Annotated in this window: 17 protein-coding genes; 5 read left to right on the top strand and 12 right to left on the bottom strand. The window is 69.8% G+C overall.

Annotation, left to right across the window (positions count from 1 at the left end; genetic code table 11):
- Positions 1-29 precede the first annotated feature (29 nt).
- Complete coding sequence (locus tag Actkin_RS11360) at positions 30-1,367, bottom strand: DUF2254 domain-containing protein (RefSeq protein WP_258907049.1); 1,338 nt, start codon at positions 1,365-1,367, stop codon at positions 30-32.
- A gap of 316 nt (positions 1,368-1,683) precedes the next feature.
- Here Actkin_RS11360 and Actkin_RS11355 point away from each other — a divergent pair, with 316 nt between their 5' ends.
- Positions 1,684-2,199 (top strand): hypothetical protein, encoded by a 516-nt coding sequence (locus Actkin_RS11355; protein WP_258907047.1) that lies wholly within the window; start codon positions 1,684-1,686, stop codon positions 2,197-2,199.
- Positions 2,200-2,339: 140 nt separating this feature from the next.
- Here the strand turns inward: Actkin_RS11355 and Actkin_RS11350 are convergent, their stop codons facing one another.
- The 3 genes from Actkin_RS11350 to Actkin_RS11340 form a co-directional block, all read right to left on the bottom strand.
- A complete protein-coding gene (locus Actkin_RS11350; protein WP_258907045.1) occupies positions 2,340-3,623 on the bottom strand; it encodes an ArsB/NhaD family transporter in 1,284 nt (427 codons plus the stop codon).
- Positions 3,624-3,703: 80 nt separating this feature from the next.
- Positions 3,704-4,162 carry a CBS domain-containing protein gene (locus Actkin_RS11345; RefSeq protein ID WP_258907044.1) on the bottom strand — a complete coding sequence of 153 codons (459 nt, stop codon included), beginning with the start codon at positions 4,160-4,162 and terminating at the stop codon, positions 3,704-3,706.
- A gap of 26 nt (positions 4,163-4,188) precedes the next feature.
- A complete protein-coding gene (locus Actkin_RS11340; protein WP_258907043.1) occupies positions 4,189-4,452 on the bottom strand; it encodes a cation:proton antiporter regulatory subunit in 264 nt (87 codons plus the stop codon).
- Positions 4,453-4,610: 158 nt separating this feature from the next.
- Here Actkin_RS11340 and Actkin_RS11335 point away from each other — a divergent pair, with 158 nt between their 5' ends.
- Positions 4,611-5,564 (top strand): sensor histidine kinase, encoded by a 954-nt coding sequence (locus Actkin_RS11335; protein ID WP_229787228.1) that lies wholly within the window; start codon positions 4,611-4,613, stop codon positions 5,562-5,564.
- Positions 5,561-6,205 (top strand): response regulator, encoded by a 645-nt coding sequence (locus tag Actkin_RS11330; RefSeq protein WP_258907042.1) that lies wholly within the window; start codon positions 5,561-5,563, stop codon positions 6,203-6,205. The genes Actkin_RS11335 and Actkin_RS11330 overlap by 4 nt, the downstream gene beginning before the upstream one ends.
- Positions 6,206-6,306: 101 nt before the next feature.
- On the opposite strand, the gene Actkin_RS11325 is transcribed toward Actkin_RS11330, so the two are convergent.
- Genes Actkin_RS11325 through Actkin_RS11310 form a run of 4 tightly spaced genes read right to left on the bottom strand, consistent with a single transcriptional unit; the run spans position 6,307 to position 10,054 of the window.
- Positions 6,307-6,531 carry a hypothetical protein gene (locus Actkin_RS11325; RefSeq protein ID WP_189212567.1) on the bottom strand — a complete coding sequence of 75 codons (225 nt, stop codon included), beginning with the start codon at positions 6,529-6,531 and terminating at the stop codon, positions 6,307-6,309.
- 48 nt (positions 6,532-6,579) lie between these two features.
- Positions 6,580-7,596 carry a sporulation protein gene (locus tag Actkin_RS11320; protein WP_258907041.1) on the bottom strand — a complete coding sequence of 339 codons (1,017 nt, stop codon included), beginning with the start codon at positions 7,594-7,596 and terminating at the stop codon, positions 6,580-6,582.
- 53 nt (positions 7,597-7,649) lie between these two features.
- Entirely contained in the window at positions 7,650-8,696 is a 1,047-nt protein-coding gene (locus Actkin_RS11315; RefSeq protein WP_189212565.1) for a hemolysin family protein, read from the bottom strand.
- Complete coding sequence (locus Actkin_RS11310; RefSeq protein WP_189212564.1) at positions 8,693-10,054, bottom strand: hemolysin family protein; 1,362 nt, start codon at positions 10,052-10,054, stop codon at positions 8,693-8,695. The genes Actkin_RS11315 and Actkin_RS11310 overlap by 4 nt, the downstream gene beginning before the upstream one ends.
- A 163-nt stretch (positions 10,055-10,217) precedes the next feature.
- On the opposite strand from Actkin_RS11310, the gene Actkin_RS11305 reads away from it, so the two are divergent.
- Positions 10,218-10,616, top strand: coding sequence for a helix-turn-helix domain-containing protein (locus tag Actkin_RS11305; protein WP_258907040.1), 399 nt, complete (start codon positions 10,218-10,220; stop codon positions 10,614-10,616).
- 23 nt (positions 10,617-10,639) lie between these two features.
- Positions 10,640-10,903: a GlsB/YeaQ/YmgE family stress response membrane protein gene (locus Actkin_RS11300; protein ID WP_189212562.1), complete on the top strand. Its 264-nt coding sequence runs from the start codon at positions 10,640-10,642 to the stop codon at positions 10,901-10,903.
- Positions 10,904-11,612: 709 nt separating this feature from the next.
- Here Actkin_RS11300 and Actkin_RS11295 read toward each other — a convergent pair.
- The 4 genes from Actkin_RS11295 to Actkin_RS11280 all read right to left on the bottom strand — a co-directional run bounded on the left by Actkin_RS11295 (position 11,613) and on the right by Actkin_RS11280 (position 16,068).
- Entirely contained in the window at positions 11,613-11,879 is a 267-nt protein-coding gene (locus Actkin_RS11295) for a hypothetical protein (RefSeq protein ID WP_258907037.1), read from the bottom strand.
- A 1,383-nt stretch (positions 11,880-13,262) separates the two neighbouring features.
- Positions 13,263-14,201 (bottom strand): NYN domain-containing protein, encoded by a 939-nt coding sequence (locus tag Actkin_RS11290; protein ID WP_258907035.1) that lies wholly within the window; start codon positions 14,199-14,201, stop codon positions 13,263-13,265.
- Positions 14,202-14,424: 223 nt separating this feature from the next.
- On the bottom strand, positions 14,425-14,790 hold the full coding sequence (locus Actkin_RS11285; protein ID WP_258907905.1) for a CU044_2847 family protein: 366 nt from the start codon (positions 14,788-14,790) through the stop codon (positions 14,425-14,427).
- A gap of 18 nt (positions 14,791-14,808) precedes the next feature.
- Entirely contained in the window at positions 14,809-16,068 is a 1,260-nt protein-coding gene (locus Actkin_RS11280) for an ABC transporter substrate-binding protein (protein WP_258907033.1), read from the bottom strand.
- Between the last annotated feature and the right edge of the window lie 11 nt (positions 16,069-16,079).

Genomic DNA, 16,079 nt, shown 5'->3' with positions numbered 1-16,079 from the left:
GACCACTCGTCCGCGGCATCGGGTGGCGCTCAGCTGGAGCGGGTCTCCCCGCTGCGGTCGCGGTAGGCGGCGCGGAGGTCGCCGGTCAGTGCCAGCCGGACGCGGCGGGCCATGTCCTCGACCCCGTCGACGTCGTACCGGCTGAGTGACGGGTCGACCTCGTCGGTGATGAGGTCGACCTGGACGGCGACGGCTGCCCGCTGGTCGTCGTCGCGCGCGGCGGCTGCGACGTCGCGCAGCATCCGGAGCAGGGCGTTGAGCACGGTGGGTTCGCGGCGGCCGTAGCGGCGGATCTGGCCGCACACCAGATCGAGGTAGTAGGTGAGGTCCCGGTCCGGGATAACGACCCGTCCCACGCCCCGGTCGTCCTCGTGGAGGGTGCCGCCGAGCCGTCGGCCGGTGGTCTTCACCAGCAGGTCGGACATGTGCCCGACGGCGTGGATCGCGGTGACGGGATCGTTGACGCCGGGCGACAGCGCCTTGACCGCGATGTCGGTCAGCTGGCGGAACCCGAACGCCGCGTCCTGTTCCACCGTGCGCTCGTAGTCGAGCACGACGCCCTTCCGCATACCGGCCTCCACCGCCGGGAGATCGAGGGGCTCGGCCCGGCGGCTCCACGCGGACGCGAGCGGCGTGCCGCACACGACGTGGTCGCCGGGGCGCACCTCCAGTTCGATCAGGGCGTCCGACGCCGCGGCGGTGCGGAGAAGCTGCCCGATGTCGACGAACCTGACGAAGCCGCTGGACTCGGCGTGAACCGGTTCGCCGACGCCGTCGACGTCCAGCTCCGCGGGCGATCGGGGCCGAGGGTCGCCGTACTCGGGGTAGAACTTCCTGATCGCCCGGTCGGTCTCGTCGTGGACGGCCCGCATCATGGTGTCGACCCGCAGCACCCGCGCGATGTGGGTGATGAAGACCAGGATCGCGGTCAGCACCGCCAGACTCCCCGCGGACGCGATCAACAGCGTCAGGTCGGGCACCGACTCCTCGTGCCCGACATACCGCAGCGCCGTCACGGCGAACACGAAAGTGCTCACCAGGACGGCCAACACCGCTTTGATCACCCGATCGCGCATGAACTCCCGCAGCAGGCGCGGCGAGAACTGCTGGGAGGCCAACTGCAGGGCGACGATGATCAGCGTGAACGTCAAGCCGGTGACGGTGATCACCGACGTGGCAAGCGATTGCAGGAAGGCCGTCGCGGAGTCCAGGCCGCCGGGCCACCCGAGCGGGTGCTGCCGGTCCAGCCGCACGGGCACCGACACCAGCGCGCACACGAAACCCACCACGCCGCCGACACCCGGCCACAGCCACAACGGCGTCCCCGACCGTTCCGCGCTGGACTGCTTGGCGCTGTTCCTGGCCACAGTGTCAGCTACCCGAACCAGCGACACCTACGCTTCTTGATCCCGCCCACGCTCCTCGATCGGGTGATTCCGTGCCGTGGTCCACGGCTGATGCCCGTGCCGGGCCTGCTGATTTCACGCACGGCGGTCACCGCGCCTGAGAGCACGCTTCGCCGTGACGCGAGTGAGCCCGATCCGCCTCGCCGTGGGTGCCTTATCCCGGGCATGGTCAGGGAGGATGACCAGCCCCCCGATCGCCGTCCGGGCGAGCCGATGGGGCGCGGTGCCGTCGGCCCTCGCCTGACATGGACTCCCGCCCGGCGGGTATCCCGAGGACATGCTGAAGCGTTCGCTGGGTCAGGGTGTGCTCGCCGGGCTGGTCGGGGTGGCGGTGATGACGGTCGCGGAGAAGATCGAGCAGCGGGTGACCGGCAGGCCCGACTCCCACGTGCCCGGCACGGTGGTGGCGCGGCTGACCGATCGGCCGGAGCGGCGCTCGCGGGCGCGCAACCTCTCGATGCACTTCGGCCAGGGCGCGTTGCTGGGTGTCGTTCGGGCGCTGATGGCCAACGCCGGTCTGCGGGGTCCGGTCGCCTCGGGGATGTTCGCGGTGGTGCGGCTGACCAACGACCAGATCGTCGAGAACGCCACCGGCGTCGGCGCGCCCCCGCAGACCTGGCCGCGCGCGGAACTGGCAGTGGATCTGCTGCACAAGTGCGTGTACGCCTTCGCCACCGGAGCGGTCGCCGACGCGCTGGCCGCGCGGAACGGCCCCGGCCCCGGTCAACAGCACGCCGCGCTCCGCCCCGGCCGCCACTCCGATGTCGGCCCTCTCCCGCGAACCGACCGATAGACCTCCGAGGACAAGCCCGAACCCTTGCACCTGCTCCGGCATTACTCGGGTGAGTTACTCACCGCAATAGCCACCCTGCGAATCAGGCAGAGAAGCCAAAGCCAATCCGATTGCATGGCGAGAAGAAGCGCTGCCGTGGGTCAGAAATAGCGGAGCCACACGTACACCCAGGCCAGCGCGGTGCTGAGCAGGGTCACCACGATGCCGTACTTGGTGAACCGCCAGAAGCTGATGCGGTGGCCGGTGCGCGCGGCGATGCCGATGGCCACGACGTTGGCGCTGGCGGCGACGGCGGTCCCGTTGCCGCCGAAGTCCGCGCCGAGGGCGAAGGCCCACCACAGCGCCTGGCCGGTGGCCGGGTCGGGCGCCTCGGCGACGAGGCCCTCCACGACGGGCGCCATGGTGGCGACGTACGGGATGTTGTCGAAGAAGGCGCCCAGCACACTGGAGCCGAACAGCAGCGCGGTGGCGGCGGCGAGGAAGTCGTCGCCCACCGCGGCTATCGCCCAGTCCCCGATGGCGGCGATCACGCCGGTGTGCACCAGACCGGCGACCATGACGAACAGGCCCATGAAGAACACCAGCGTCGGCCACTCGATGCCTGCGAGCACCTCGGCCGCGTCCACCTTGGACACCACCAGCATGACGCCCGCGCCGACCAGCGCGACGACGGACGGCTCGATGTGCACCACGGCGTGCAGCCCGAAGGCGACGACGACCCCGGCGAGCACCAGCATGCAGCGCACGAACAGCCGGGGATCGGTGATCGCCCGCCGCTCCTGCAGGGCCATGACCGCGGCGACGTGCTCGGGGTTGTACCGGAACTCCTTGCGGAACAGGATCTTGGTGAACAGGGTGAACACCACGAAGATGACGACCACCGGCGGCGCCATGTGGACCAGGAAGTCGGTGAAGGACAGTCCTGCCCGGCTGCCGATGATGATGTTGGGCGGGTCGCCGATCAGCGTGGCGGCGCCGCCGATGTTGGACGCCAGGACCTCGGCGATGATGTAGGGCTGGGCCGGTATGCGCAGCCGGTTGCAGACCACCACGGTCACAGGCACGACGAGCATGATGATGGTGACGTTGTCCAGCAGGGGCGAGGCGAGGGCGGTGATGGCCATCAGCAGCACCATCAGCCGGTACGGCTTTCCCCGCGACCTCTTCGCCGCCCAGATGCCCAGGTAGTCGAACACGCCCGTCTGCCGGACCACCCCGACGATCACCATCATCCCGAACAGCAGGAAGATGACGTTCCAGTCGATGCCCTCGTGCTCGGAGAAGAACACCTCCGAGCCGGGCACCAGGCCCAGCACCGCCATCAGCCCTGCGGCGATGAGCACGACCTTGACCTTGTCGGCCTTCTCCGTGGCGATGAAGAAGAAGGCCACCAGGAAGATCCCGAGCGCCAGCGGCCCACTCACGATTCGGACTCCATCGGCGACCTCCGGGCACGGCGGAACCGCCCGCCAGCGGTCGCGGGCGGGCTGGGAGCGGGGTGTGGCTACTCGCCGGAGCCGAACACGGCCAGGCTCGTGAGCAGGCGTTCCAGGGTGATGGCGCCGACGAGCCCGCCGTCCGCGCCGACCACCGCCACCAGCGGGCTGCGGTGCCTGCCCATGAGCGCGGCGATCTCCAACAGCGTCGCGTCCGCGGCCACGGTGACGGGCTTCGCGGGCTTGTCCGGCAGGCAGTCGCCGACGGTCAGGCCGGCCAACTCCTCCCAGAAGGTGTCCGCGTGCGCCTCGTCGATGGCCCTGGCCAGCGCCGGGTCGTCGCGGAAGGTGTCGGGGACGGCCAGGCGCAGGACCTGGGTGCCGGGCAGCACGATGCTCGGCCGCGACCGCTCGTCGACCACCACCAGGCCGGGCAGCCTGCTCACCGCCATCACCCGCAGGGCCTTCGCGACCGGGTCCATCCTGGTGATCGTCGGGACGGTCACGGCGATGTCGGCGGCTCGCATGTCCACACCCCTTCGCGCCGCGGCGGTCACGGCGTGCCCTCCAGGGCCGCGAGCCGCCGCTCGAGCGCGGCCACCCGGTCGACCAGCGGCTTGCTGCGCAGCGTGTCGGCGACCTGGTCGGCCTCGTCGGCCTCCAGGTCCACGGTGAGCGCGGGCTCGTCCCCTCGGTCGTAGACCACCAGGCTCCGACGGGTGCCGGGCCCGGTGACGACGGCGAGGCGGCGCCCACCGCGGGCGAGGAAGTGGTGGACCTTACCGGTGCCGGGCACCGTGGTGTGGCTGACCTGCATGTCGTCCTCCTTCCGTCCGCTGCTCCAGTGTCCGTCGCGCGCGCGTTCGGCACTATGGGGTCTGACACCCATTTCCGCGGGTCAGCGGCCCGCGACCGACCTGACGTTGGGGGAGGGCACCCATGGACGCCGATGGCGGCAGTGGCCACACTCGACGGATGGGCGCAGCACCGCCGATGCCCACCCGGTCCCTGTTCCGCAGGCTGTCGCTGATCAACGGCCTGGTGTTCACCGCGGGCACCCTCGCCCTCGCGCTCTCCCCCGCGACGGTCTCCCGCACGGTCCTGCAGACCGAGATCGTCGTCCTGGCCGTGGGCCTCGCGGGCATCCTGGCCATCAACGCCCTGCTCGTGCGGCGCAGCCTCGCCCCGCTCAACGGCCTGACCCAGCTCATGCAGCGGGTCGACCTGCTCTCCCCGGTCACCCGGTTCCCCGATCGCGGCCACGGCGACCTCGGCCACCTCGTGGACACGTTCAACGCCATGCTCGACCGGCTGGCCGCCGAGCGCAGCGCCAGCAGCGCCCACGCCCTGGCCGCGCAGGAAGCCGAGCGCGAGCGCATCGCCCGCGAACTGCACGACGAGATCGGGCAGAGCCTCACGGTGGTCCTGCTGGGCCTCAAGCGCGCCGTCGACCGCGCCCCCGCCGATCTGCTCGACGACCTGCACGCGGTGCAGGAGACCGTGCGCGCCAGCCTGGACGAAGTGCGCGAGGTCGCGCGCAGGCTGCGCCCCGGGGTGCTCGCCGACCTCGGGCTGCGCAGCGCGATGAAGGCGCTGTGCGGGGAGTTCGCCGAGGCCAGCGGCATCGTCGTGACCACGGCCATCGGCCCGGTGCCCGAGCGGGGCGCCGACACCGACCTCGTCGTCTACCGGATCGCGCAGGAGAGCCTGACCAACGTCGCCCGGCACGCGGACGCGACCCGCGTCGAGGTGACCCTGACCGAGTCCGCGCTGCGCATCGCCGACAACGGCAGGGGCGGCGCGACGACCGCCGGGGCGGGCATCCGCGGCATGCGCGAACGCGCCCTGCTCATCGGCGCCCGGCTGACCATCGACTCACCCCCCGGCGGAGGCACCACCGTCCGCCTGGACCTGGAGGGCCCATCGTGACCCAGACCCGCATCCTGCTCGCCGACGACCACGCCCTGGTCCGCCAGGGCCTGCGGCTCATCCTCGACGCCGAGGCCGACCTGCGCGTGGTCGCCGAGGCAGCGGACGGAGCCGAGGCGGTGGCCGCGGCCAAGCCCGACGACGTCGACCTCGTCGTGCTCGACATCGCCATGCCGAGGATGACCGGGCTGCAGGCCACCCGCGAGATCGCCCGCAGGGCCCCGGGCATCCGCGTGCTGATCCTGTCGATGTACGACAACGAGCAGTACCTGTTCGAAGCGCTGAAGGCGGGCGCGTCGGGCTACGTGCTCAAGTCCGTGGCCGACCGCGACCTCATCGAGGCCTGCCGGGCCGCCATGCGCGGCGAGCCGTTCCTCTACCCGGGCGCGGTGGCCACGCTGATCCGCCAGTACCTGCGCGGCGACCGCCCCGGCCTGCCCGAGACCATCCTGACCCCGCGCGAGGAGGAGGTCGTCAAACTCATCGCCGAGGGGCACTCGGCCAAGGACATCGCCGAACACCTGGTGATCAGCGTCAAGACGGTGGACCGCCACCGCGCCAACATCCTGCAGAAGCTCGGGCTCCGCGACCGGCTCGACATCGCCCGCTACGCCATCCGCACCGGCCTGGTCGAACCCTGACCCGTCATCCGAGCCCGGTGGCGGGCCCGGCGCTCGATCCGGCGTGAAGACGGCGAAGACCCGCCCCGGTCTCGGCGGGGCGGGTCTTCGGGTCAGCGGTTCTAGCGGGTGCTGGCGTCGAGGTCGGCCAGGGCGGCCGCGAGGCGGAAGTGCTTGTTGGCGCCGAGGTCGCGCACGGTCTTGATGCCGAACGCGGCGGCCAGCTTCTCGGCGTCGCCCTCGCTGACCCCGGCGAGCGCGGCCACGGGGGCGTCGAGCAGGTCGGCCAGGGGCAGGTCCTCGTAGGCCTTGTCGAGCTGCTTGGCCAGGTCGGCGGAGATGCTCACGGGTGTCCTTTCCGGTGGGGAGTTGATCTTGATGAAGAGGTTAGCCGGTCACTCCTCGGCGAAATCGTCGCCGCCGTCGTCGCCTTCGAAGGCGTCCCCGATCATGTCGCCGATGATCATGCCGCCGATGGCGCCCGCGGCGGCTCCGGCGATGACGCCGCCCATCCCGGGGCCACGGCGTTCGTGGCCGTGGTGGTGGGGGTCGTAGTGGCCGTGCTGCTGCGGGTGCCCGAAGGCGGGGTTGGGGGCGTGCCCGCCGCCGAAGGCCGGGTTCATCCCGCCGCCGAAGGCGGGGCCCCGGTCGGCGACCTGGGTGAGCCAGTCACCGATGAGCGCTGCCCAGTCGGTGGTCTCGGCCTCGGCGTGGGCGATGTGGAAGCGGCCGAAGGCGTCGCCGCCGGGCTGGAGGAAGCCGCGGCGGCGGTCTGCCTCCAGCACGACCCACACGCCGCCGGGGGTGGCCACGAAGGACAGCTCGACCTCGGTGACCCGGCCCGCGGCGTGGGCGGGCGGGAAGAACTCGATCTCCTGGTAGAAGCCGAGCTGCTGGGGGATTCCGTGGATGCGGCCGATCTCGACGTCGGCCGAGCGGAAGGTGAAGCCCAGCTGGCCGAAGGCGTCCAGCACCGCGTTCTGGGAGGGCAGCGGGGTGATCGTGAGCGGGTCGAGGTCGCCCTTGTCGGGGGCGGCGGAGATGACCAGCTCGGTGCGCACGCCCACGGTCATGCCGGGCAGCTGGGTGGGGCCGACCGCGGTGATCGGGGTCTCCCAGGGCAGCGGGAGCTGGAAGGGGATGTCCAGGCGCTGGTTCGGGGCGACCCGCACTCCCTGCTGCACCACCACCCGGTGGAACTCGGCGACGCCGTGGGCCTCGTGGCCGCCGTGCTCGGCCTCGGCGCGGGTGACCAGGGACAGCACGATCTGGTCGATGGCCGCCTCGGCGCTGCCGCCTTGGATGCTGACCCGTCCGGTGACGGTCTGCCCGGGCATCGCCGTCGGGCTGTCGAGCACGGTGTCGACGGTGGGTCCGCCGACACCGAAGGCGGAGAGCATTCGTTTGAACACGGAGCGTCCTCTCATGCGGGTAGGGCTCGGCCCGGTCGGACCGAGGGTGTGGGTCAGGAGCGGGTGGGGGTGTCGGTCTCGTCGTCGAACTCGCCGATCAGCTCCTCGAGCAGGTCCTCCAGGGCGGCGATGCCGACGACGGCGCCGTCGTCTGCGGTGACGAGGGCCAGTTGCGCGCGGTGGGCGCGCATGGTCGTGACGGCGGCGGCGACGGGTTCGGTGGCGGGCAGCAGGAGCACGTCGCCCATGAGGTCGCGGGCGGGGACCTCGACCCCCGCCGCGGTGGCGCGCATGGCCTCCCGGACGTGGATCAGCCCGGTGACCCGGCCGCCCGCGTCCATGACCGGGAACCGGGAGCGGCCGGAGAGGTGGCTGAGCTTCTCGACCTCGCGGGCGGTGTGGTCCTCGGTGACGGTGACGGTCTTGTCGCGGGGGATCATGACCTGGGCGAGGGTGGTGTTCTGCAGCGCGAGCATGCGGGTCAGCAGGCGCTGCTGGCCCTCGGGGATGGTGCCGTGCTCGCCGGACTGGCGCACCAGCATCCGCAGGTCCTCCGCGCCGTAGCTGTGGGCGAGGGCGTCCCTCGGGTTGACCTTGACCAGCCGCAGCATCGCGTTGGCGGTGTGGTTGAGGCCGGAGAGCAGCCACCGCACCGACCTGGTGAACCAGCGGAACGGCAGGGCGAGCATCCGCGCGGAGGTCTCCGGGTGCGCGATCGCCCAGGACTTGGGCGCCATCTCGCCGACGACCATGTGCAGGAACACCACGATGACCAGGCTCAGGGCGAACGCGATGCCGTAGCTGAGCCCGGTGGGCAGCCCCACGGCCTGGAGCAGCGGGTCGGTCAGCTCGGCGACCGCGGGCTTGGCCAGCGCGCCCAATCCCAGGGTGCACAGCGTGATTCCGAGCTGGGCGCCTGCGAGCATCACCGACAGCTCGTCGATGCCCGCGATCGCGGCCCGGGCGGCGCGGCTGCCCGCGGCGGCGTCGTCCTCCAGCCGGTAGCGCTTGGCCGCGGTGAGCGCGAACTCCGCGGCGACGAAGAACGCGTTGCCCACCAACAACAGCAGGGAGACGGCAAGGGCCCAGCCGACGCTCATCGCTCCACCTCCGCGGCATCGGCCACGGACAGCCGCACGGTCTGCGGCACGTGCCGGGACACGGCGGTCACCTCGATCAGCACGACCCGGCCCGGCCGCGGCTCGTCCTCATCGGACTCGCCGAGGACCGCCGGAAGTTCGACGCGCACGGTGTCGCCGACATGGGTGACCCGGCCCAACTCGTGCAACACCAGCCCTGACACCGTCTCGTAGACGTCGTCACCGGACAGCGGAAGACCGGTGGCATCGGCGATCTCGTCGATGCGCATCCGTCCCGCAACCACCCAGGAACCGTCCGGCTCGCGCACGATGGCGGGCTCGACGCCGTCGTCCTCGTCGTGGATCTCCCCGACCAGCTCCTCGGCCAGGTCCTCCAGCGAGATCACCCCGGCGAACCCGCCGAACTCGTCCAGCACGACGGCCAGCTGCCTGCGCTCGGCCCGCAGCCGCTCCAGCACCGCGGGCAGCGGCAGCGAGTCCGGCACCAGCAGCGCGGGGCCCGCGATCTCCCGCACCCTCGTGGCCTCCCGCCGCCCGGGCTCCACGGCCAGCACCTCGGCCAGTCCCACCACGCCGACCAGGTCGTCCACATCGGACCCGACGACCGGGAACCGGGAGTGCCCGGTGTCGATCATCCGCACCACCTCGGCCGCCGGGTCGTCGGCGCGCACCGTGTGCACCGCCACCCTCGGGGTCATCGCCTGCCCGGCGGTCAACGCCCGGAAGTCCAGGCCGCGGTCGAGCAGCCGCGACAGCTCGGGGTCCAGGAGCCCGCCAGCCTCGGAGTCGTCGATGATGCGCTGCAGGTCCTCCGGGGTCACCCCCTGCGGCAGTTCCTCCACCGGCTCGATGCCCACCATGCGCAGCAGCTTGTTGGCCGATGCGTCGAACAGGCGGATCAGCGGACCGGCCACCGCCAGGTAGGCCAAGGTGGAGCGGCTCAGCGCGCGGGCCAGCCGCTCGGGCTCGGCGATGGCCAGGTTCTTCGGGAACAACTCCCCCAGCACCATCTGCACGACGGTGGCGAACCCCAGGGCCAGCACCACCGAGACCGACAGCGACACCGCCTCCGGCACCCCCGCCGACCCCAGCACCGCGGCCAGGCCCTCACCCAGCAGCGGCTCCGCGACATAGCCCGCCAACAGGGCGGTGACGGTGATCCCGAACTGGGCGCCGGACAGCATGAACGACAGCCGGCCAGCCACCCGGTAGGCGCGCTCGGCGGCCTTGTCGCCGTCCTCGGCGTGCTGCCGCAACCGGCCCCGGTCCACCGCCAGGTACGCGAACTCCTGGGCCACGAAATAGCCGGTGGCCACGGTCAACACCGTGATGGCCAGCAAGCCCCACACGATCAACATGGCGTCGCGCCCTCGCGGGACGGACGCCCTCTGCACTGCCGGGCCGAACCCGGCCGACTACTACATGCCTCAGCGTCGCCGAACTGCATAAAACCGACACTAGCACGTCGCACTGTATGGTTGCCGGGAACCGTCGAACGACCGCCGCGAAAGGAGGAGGCCCATGCCCGGCGAGCTGCTGCGCATCGGTGAACTCGCCGCGCGAGCCGACGTCACCACCCGCACCGTCGACCACTACACCCGCATCGGCCTCCTCGTCCCCGCCGAGCGCAGCGGCGGCAACTACCGCCTCTACCGCCCCGCCGACGTCGACCGGATAGCCCTCATCCGCAAACTCGAGGCCCACGGCGTGAGCCTCGACGACATCGCAGCGGCCCTCACCGCACCCGGCGCGAACCTGCCCGCCGCCCTCGACCGCGTCGCCCACGACCTGCGCGCACTCCAAGCCGCGGCCGACACCGTCGCCCCCGAGGCCCACGGCCTGCTGGCGGCCATCACCGCCCGCGTCCACAGCCTGATCAACCTCGCCCTGCACATCCCGCCCGACCTGTTCCTGCCCTGACCGCACTCCACCAGGAGGCACACATGATCGGCTTCATCGTCGCCGGACTCATCATCGGCGCGCTCGCCCGACTCATCAAACCCGGCAGGCAGAACCTCGGCATCCTCGCCACCCTGCTGCTCGGCCTCGCGGGCTCGGTCATCGGCGGCACCATCGCCAACCTGCTCGACACCGGCGACATCTTCGAACTCAACGTCCTCGGCTTCATCATCGCCGTCGTCGCCTCCGTCCTGCTCATCGGCATCGCCGAAGCCCTCACCGCCCGCTACCGCCGCGCCACCCGCTGACGCCCCCGGCGAGTGCCGCCGTCCGACGCGACACGCGTACGCCCTGCTCTTCTAGCCGCAGCTATCCAGGGTTCGCCGCCCTTGTCACGGCACGACGCATCTCCCGGTTGCCCTGGAGGTGCGTCGTGCCAGGAAAATCAGGACTTGCACCCGCTGAAAAAGACGATCTTCGACCCCTTCTCCTCGACCTTCTCGCACGAATAGACACTCGCGTCGATCTCGTTGAGACGGACCTCCACGGGCTCCTGGGACGCCGAACCGGCTGTGCACGACACACCGACCACAGTCTCCCCGGTCGGCGGCGTGATACCCATCGCGGTCAAGGCCGACTGCACGGCAGAGTCACTCCCGCTCGCCAACCCGACGCACGAGTAGCTCGCGACAGCAGGCCCCGTCGCGGCCGCGCCACTCACCGCACCACCGATCACGACAGCCGCGCCGAATAGCCCCGCGAACGCAATTGCTTGCCTCGTCAACATATATCCGCACTCTTCCTTGTGATCGGGCAACAACCACGCTGGAATTACTACCCTCCCCCACCCGCCACAAACCCGACCACGATCGGATGGCGGTCCCAATAAGCCCGCTCACCAGGCGAACCACCTCACCGCGAGCGCTTTAGGTTCGCCCCAACGGGTTTATCCCTCTCCGGATACCCCACGCCGTGACCGTCCGCTCGCACGGCATCAACTGAGCTCCTGCCACACCACTACGAAAGAACCACCCAGTACGGTCTGCCTTGGGCAAGGTAATCAATCACCCCGCCGGAAAGAGCGACCGAGCGGATGACATCACCCTCGATGACGATGTCGTACACAAGGTCGTCGTCGTACTTGCATTTCGGGCACGGTTGCCCAAGCCCTTCGACCCCAACCCGACCATGCCCGGCCTCTCCCTCCACAAAGGCCCCATCCCACGAGATGGCCTCGCCCACCCGATAGCGCGCCAGCGTGAGCGCGCCGTATTTGAACTGCACCCACCGCTGCTCCGACGCGCCGCAGCGCGGGCACCGCCTGCACTCAGGGTCCATGACGCTATTGAACATCCCCATGGGACCCCCGCTCGCTAGTAAACCTGGAGCTCCATAGGAGCACCCAGGGCATTCAACCACGTGCCGCACTTCATCATGAACGTCCCGATCGGAATACTTCCTGACAGGCGGCAACCGAGAACCGAGCATGGCCTCAGGCTCGGCGACGCCGAGCAGATCCACTCGACACGCCAACCCCGAGTCCCGTGCTTCACGCCCATCGGGAGGAGCACTTGCCTGGCGATGGGCTGCCGTTCGACGCAAGATGCGCCCCGCGCCGCCGCTCCGTCCACCCGCTCGTCGGGTCTGGTGGTGGGGTTTGCCTACCCGATCCCGTCCGCTGCCCTGCACAAGCTGTTGACCTGGCTGTGAGATCTCGCGCTGGCCTGGCCCCGATCGCCAACCTGGCCCTCGTGGTAATCGCCGCCGCGCCCGTATCGGGTCGGCACTGGCAGGCGCGGCACCGCCACGAGCTGCCGGCTGCCTGAAGCCCGGCAGGTCACCCTCGCCAATCCGTCCACAGTGGACCCGACAGCCGGAGCATGCGCTGTGTTCCAATCTCGTCGACCTGCCGCGGCCCGACCCGCGTCGCCGCGGTCGCGCAGCAACCACACCTGGCGTTGGAGCATGTGGCCTTATCCGAATCGGATACCGGTTCTCATGTACAGCCAGTCGTTATGCGATGGCCCTTAAGAACGACTGCGGGCTTCGTTACTTCTCCACCTTCCTGACCTCCCATCGCTCGTCGTCGATTTCGCTCCAGGTCACCACCGGTCGAGCGGGTAGTCGTGACGCCACTCGACTTTCAGGTACTTCACCGCCGATTCCACCCATCCAACAATTAGCCAATTCGAGGTTTGATGTCCCCGCCACCTGGGACGCTGTACCCGGAGAATGCCGCAGCGAGGCAGACAAGCGACGCGGGTTGGTACCCACTACTACGCTAGTGGTGCTGACCTCGAGCGTCCGCCGAGTCCGGGCACACCACGCGCGCACGACGACGTGCCAGACCGGCGAACATGTCCCTGGCTTAGGGCCCTCCCGCGATCGGCGCGCTCACTACAGCCAGGGCGTCCACACGGCGGCATCCCTCGCTTGCGACCTGTGGCAGCACGTGACCGGGTTCCGGTCGGCGGCAAGCTACCCACTGCCGACCTCCGCGCCGCCGTGCACGAGTTCCTCGATACCGCCAGCCGATCTACCGCGATCCGTGGCAGGAAGGACAAGCTAGCTCTAAGGGAGCCGTCCCGGAACTTCTTTTGATCCTGCACGAACAGGCGGCGCGGCACGCCCTCACCATCGGCGGAGTTGATCAATAGGCTCTGCTGCTCAAGCTGAGGGTTCTGGGAGGCTGCTGGTCGTGGTGTGGCCGAGAGATGGGCTCCTCACGATCGTCGTGGGTGGTTTCTCCGAGCGGCGTCGTTTGTCGCGGGCGTAGATGACCACTGGTTTGCCGTCGCCGGGGCTGCGGCGGTCCAACTCGAACAGCGTGGTCGCCGCCATCAGTTCGTTGAGTTTGGGGTAGCCGTAGGTGCGTGAGTCGAAGTCCGGGCGTTGCTTGAGCAGGATGTGCCCCACGTTCGCGAGCGATGCCCAACCGTCGTCGTCGGAGGCCGCGTCGACGGCGTTGCGCAGTTGGTTGACCAACGCCGTGTCGCCCTTGAGTTGCGCGGCGGGCACTGCCGGTCTGGGCTTGGGCGCCGCGCCCGCCTGCGCGGTCGGGGAAGTGGTGTAGCCGAGGTTCTCGACGTAGATGAACTTGTCGCAGGCCGCCACGAACGGGTGCGGCGTCTTGCGTTCGCCGAACCCGTATACCGTCAGGCCCGACTCACGCAGCCGGGCAGCCAACCGGGTGAAGACGCTATCGCTGGAGACGATGCAGAACCCGTCGAACCGGCCCGTGTACAGCAGGTCCATCGCATCGATCATCATCGCCGCGTCGGTGGCGTTCTTGCCGCTGGTGTAGGCGAACTGCTGAACAGGCTGAATCGACAGGGCCAGCAACCGGTCCTTCCACCCCCGCAGGCTCGTACCGGTCCAGTCGCCATAGGCGCGCTTGACGTGCGCGGTGCCGTACTTGGCCACCTCGGCCAACAACCCCTCGACCGCCGCAGGCTGGGCGTTGTCCGCGTCGATGAGCACCGCGAGCCTGGCCGTGCTCTCACCAGCCACCTCTACCTCTCTTCGCCCGCCGCTGCCCGTCGACACGACCAACCGACCGGCCCACCAGCCGCTCCGATCATCCACGAAGACATACAAAGCCAGCACGCGCCCCCACCGGTTCACTCGATACGGGTACGCGCCGTGACGGACAGGGTGACACGCTCAGATGCCCACAACTACAAACGCGCGATTGCCAAGGCAGGGACAGGTAGCAGTGCGGTCGCTCCCGGGACCCCCGTTCATGGCCAGCAGTCCAAGAACCAGGTGGTTATGCGCCCGTACACAACGGCGACCTGGGTGGGATGTCGTGGGAGCGGCGACCCTTTCATCAGGCTGAATGAGATCTGTCGGGGTCTGGTTCGGGTTCGTCGGGTTGGCGAACCGCCGATGGATCGCGCAGCCACTTCAGCTTGACCTCGAATTGGCCGTCGAGTGCGGTTTTGGCGATGACCGCTCCCGCGGTGGCCGACAGCTTGACGGCGAATTTGAGTTCGACCTCGTCTGGTTGGCGGGTCATGGAGCGGAACTGGCCGAGTGCCGCGGCGGCCGCGTCTCGGATGTTGGTGAGGGCCTTCTCGAAGGACACCTTGGCGTCCGTGATCAGGTTCTCGCGACGGGACACGCGGGCGGTGGTGACGACCGGTTCGACCTCCACGATCACCTCGCCGCCGTCCGTCAACTGGAAGCGGGCCATCTCAGGCACGGTTGCTCCTCACTGTCCGCAGGGAGTGTCAAGCCATTGGTCGCTGGCGGACAGGCTCTCCCGCACCTTGTCCAGGTCCGCCAAGATCCGGTCCAGCCGGGTCGGGTCGTGCAGATACTCGAGCACCGCGCGGTGGAAAGCCTCGGTCATCTGGGTCGGCATCAGGTCAGAAGCGTCGAAGCACAGCGGATCGCTGTTGAGCTTCACGGCGATGCGGCGGGTGATGGGGTTGTCGTCGTACACATCGGTGACGTTGCTGTTCGCGGAGAACACGGTGCCGCCGCTGAGTTCGGGCCAAGCCCGCTGCCCGCCATCGGAGGCCAGGAACCGGATGAGTTCCTTCGCCTCATGGGAGTCGCTGAACATGCCCGCGAGATCGGCGGAGACCGACAACGTCGTGGCGCCGGGCATCTGGAAGAAGTCCACTCCCTGCCCCTGGGCCATCTCGTCAGCCTGCATGGCTTGATAACCGGTGACGGCGGACGACGCCGCTCTATGCTCCATCAGACACCCCGGCGGGGAGGTGAACATGTGCTTTCCCGCGTCTCCGAAGTCGGTCAGCAGCGCGGCCCGCGTGCCGCCGCGTACCGCGCCGGGCTTTGTCACCAATGCGCCCCAGGTCGCCCAGGCATCTCGCGTCGAAGTCCAGTCGCGTTTGCCCGAGGCCCACTCCCGGTACGCCTCGGCCCCCGCGGAACGCAGCAAGATGACCTCGATCCAGTCGGTCCCCGGCCAACCGGACGTCGGTGGCGAACCCATGCCCAGACACCACGGCGTATGCCCGGCCGCGATCATTCGCTCGCTCAATGCCACCAGATCTCCCCACGTGTCCGGTGGTCGCACCTCTCCCGGGTTCTCCGTGCGGTACCAGAAGGCTCCCTTGACGTCGACCTTGACCGCCACCGCGAACCGCTGGTCCTGGCCCACCTCCTGCAGCCTCAGCCACTGGGGGGAGTACGAACCGGACTGGTCGCCCACCACGTCGTTGAGCGGCCGCAGCTCGGATCGCCGCGCGTAGGCGGCCAGGATGCCCGGGTTGGGCAGCACCGCCACGTCCGGTGGTGCCCCGCGCTGGAGGTCGTGGGCGAGCACCTGTTCAACCGCCCGCGTGCCCCGGTAATCGACATCGATCCCACTGACCGCAGTGAACCGGGCGAGCACGCGCCGGAAGTCAGTCTCCTCGGTCCCGGTCCACGGCCCCAACACGATAACCGTCCGACTCTCGGCGTTCGCGCATGCGCCCGCGCCGAGCAGCGCGATGGCGAGCACGATCCGCCCCA

Source organism: Actinokineospora sp. UTMC 2448, assembly GCF_024760565.1.
GTDB classification, from domain to species: Bacteria; Actinomycetota; Actinomycetes; order Mycobacteriales; family Pseudonocardiaceae; genus Actinokineospora; species Actinokineospora fastidiosa.
This window is presented reverse-complemented; position numbering and strand designations above follow the sequence as displayed.

Bases quoted from the DNA above. Each gene is read 5' to 3' on its own strand.
- Actkin_RS11310 (WP_189212564.1), bottom strand. From the start codon at position 10,054: ATGTTGATCGTGTGGGGCTTGCTGGCCATCACGGTGTTGACCGTGGCC.
- Actkin_RS11345 (WP_258907044.1), bottom strand. From the start codon at position 4,162: ATGCGAGCCGCCGACATCGCCGTGACCGTCCCGACGATCACCAGGATG.
- Actkin_RS11340 (WP_258907043.1), bottom strand. From the start codon at position 4,452: ATGCAGGTCAGCCACACCACGGTGCCCGGCACCGGTAAGGTCCACCAC.
- Actkin_RS11335 (WP_229787228.1), top strand. From the start codon at position 4,611: ATGGGCGCAGCACCGCCGATGCCCACCCGGTCCCTGTTCCGCAGGCTG.
- Actkin_RS11355 (WP_258907047.1), top strand. From the start codon at position 1,684: ATGCTGAAGCGTTCGCTGGGTCAGGGTGTGCTCGCCGGGCTGGTCGGG.
- Actkin_RS11300 (WP_189212562.1), top strand. From the start codon at position 10,640: ATGATCGGCTTCATCGTCGCCGGACTCATCATCGGCGCGCTCGCCCGA.
- Actkin_RS11315 (WP_189212565.1), bottom strand. From the start codon at position 8,696: ATGAGCGTCGGCTGGGCCCTTGCCGTCTCCCTGCTGTTGTTGGTGGGC.
- Actkin_RS11305 (WP_258907040.1), top strand. From the start codon at position 10,218: ATGCCCGGCGAGCTGCTGCGCATCGGTGAACTCGCCGCGCGAGCCGAC.
- Actkin_RS11285 (WP_258907905.1), bottom strand. From the start codon at position 14,790: ATGGCCCGCTTCCAGTTGACGGACGGCGGCGAGGTGATCGTGGAGGTC.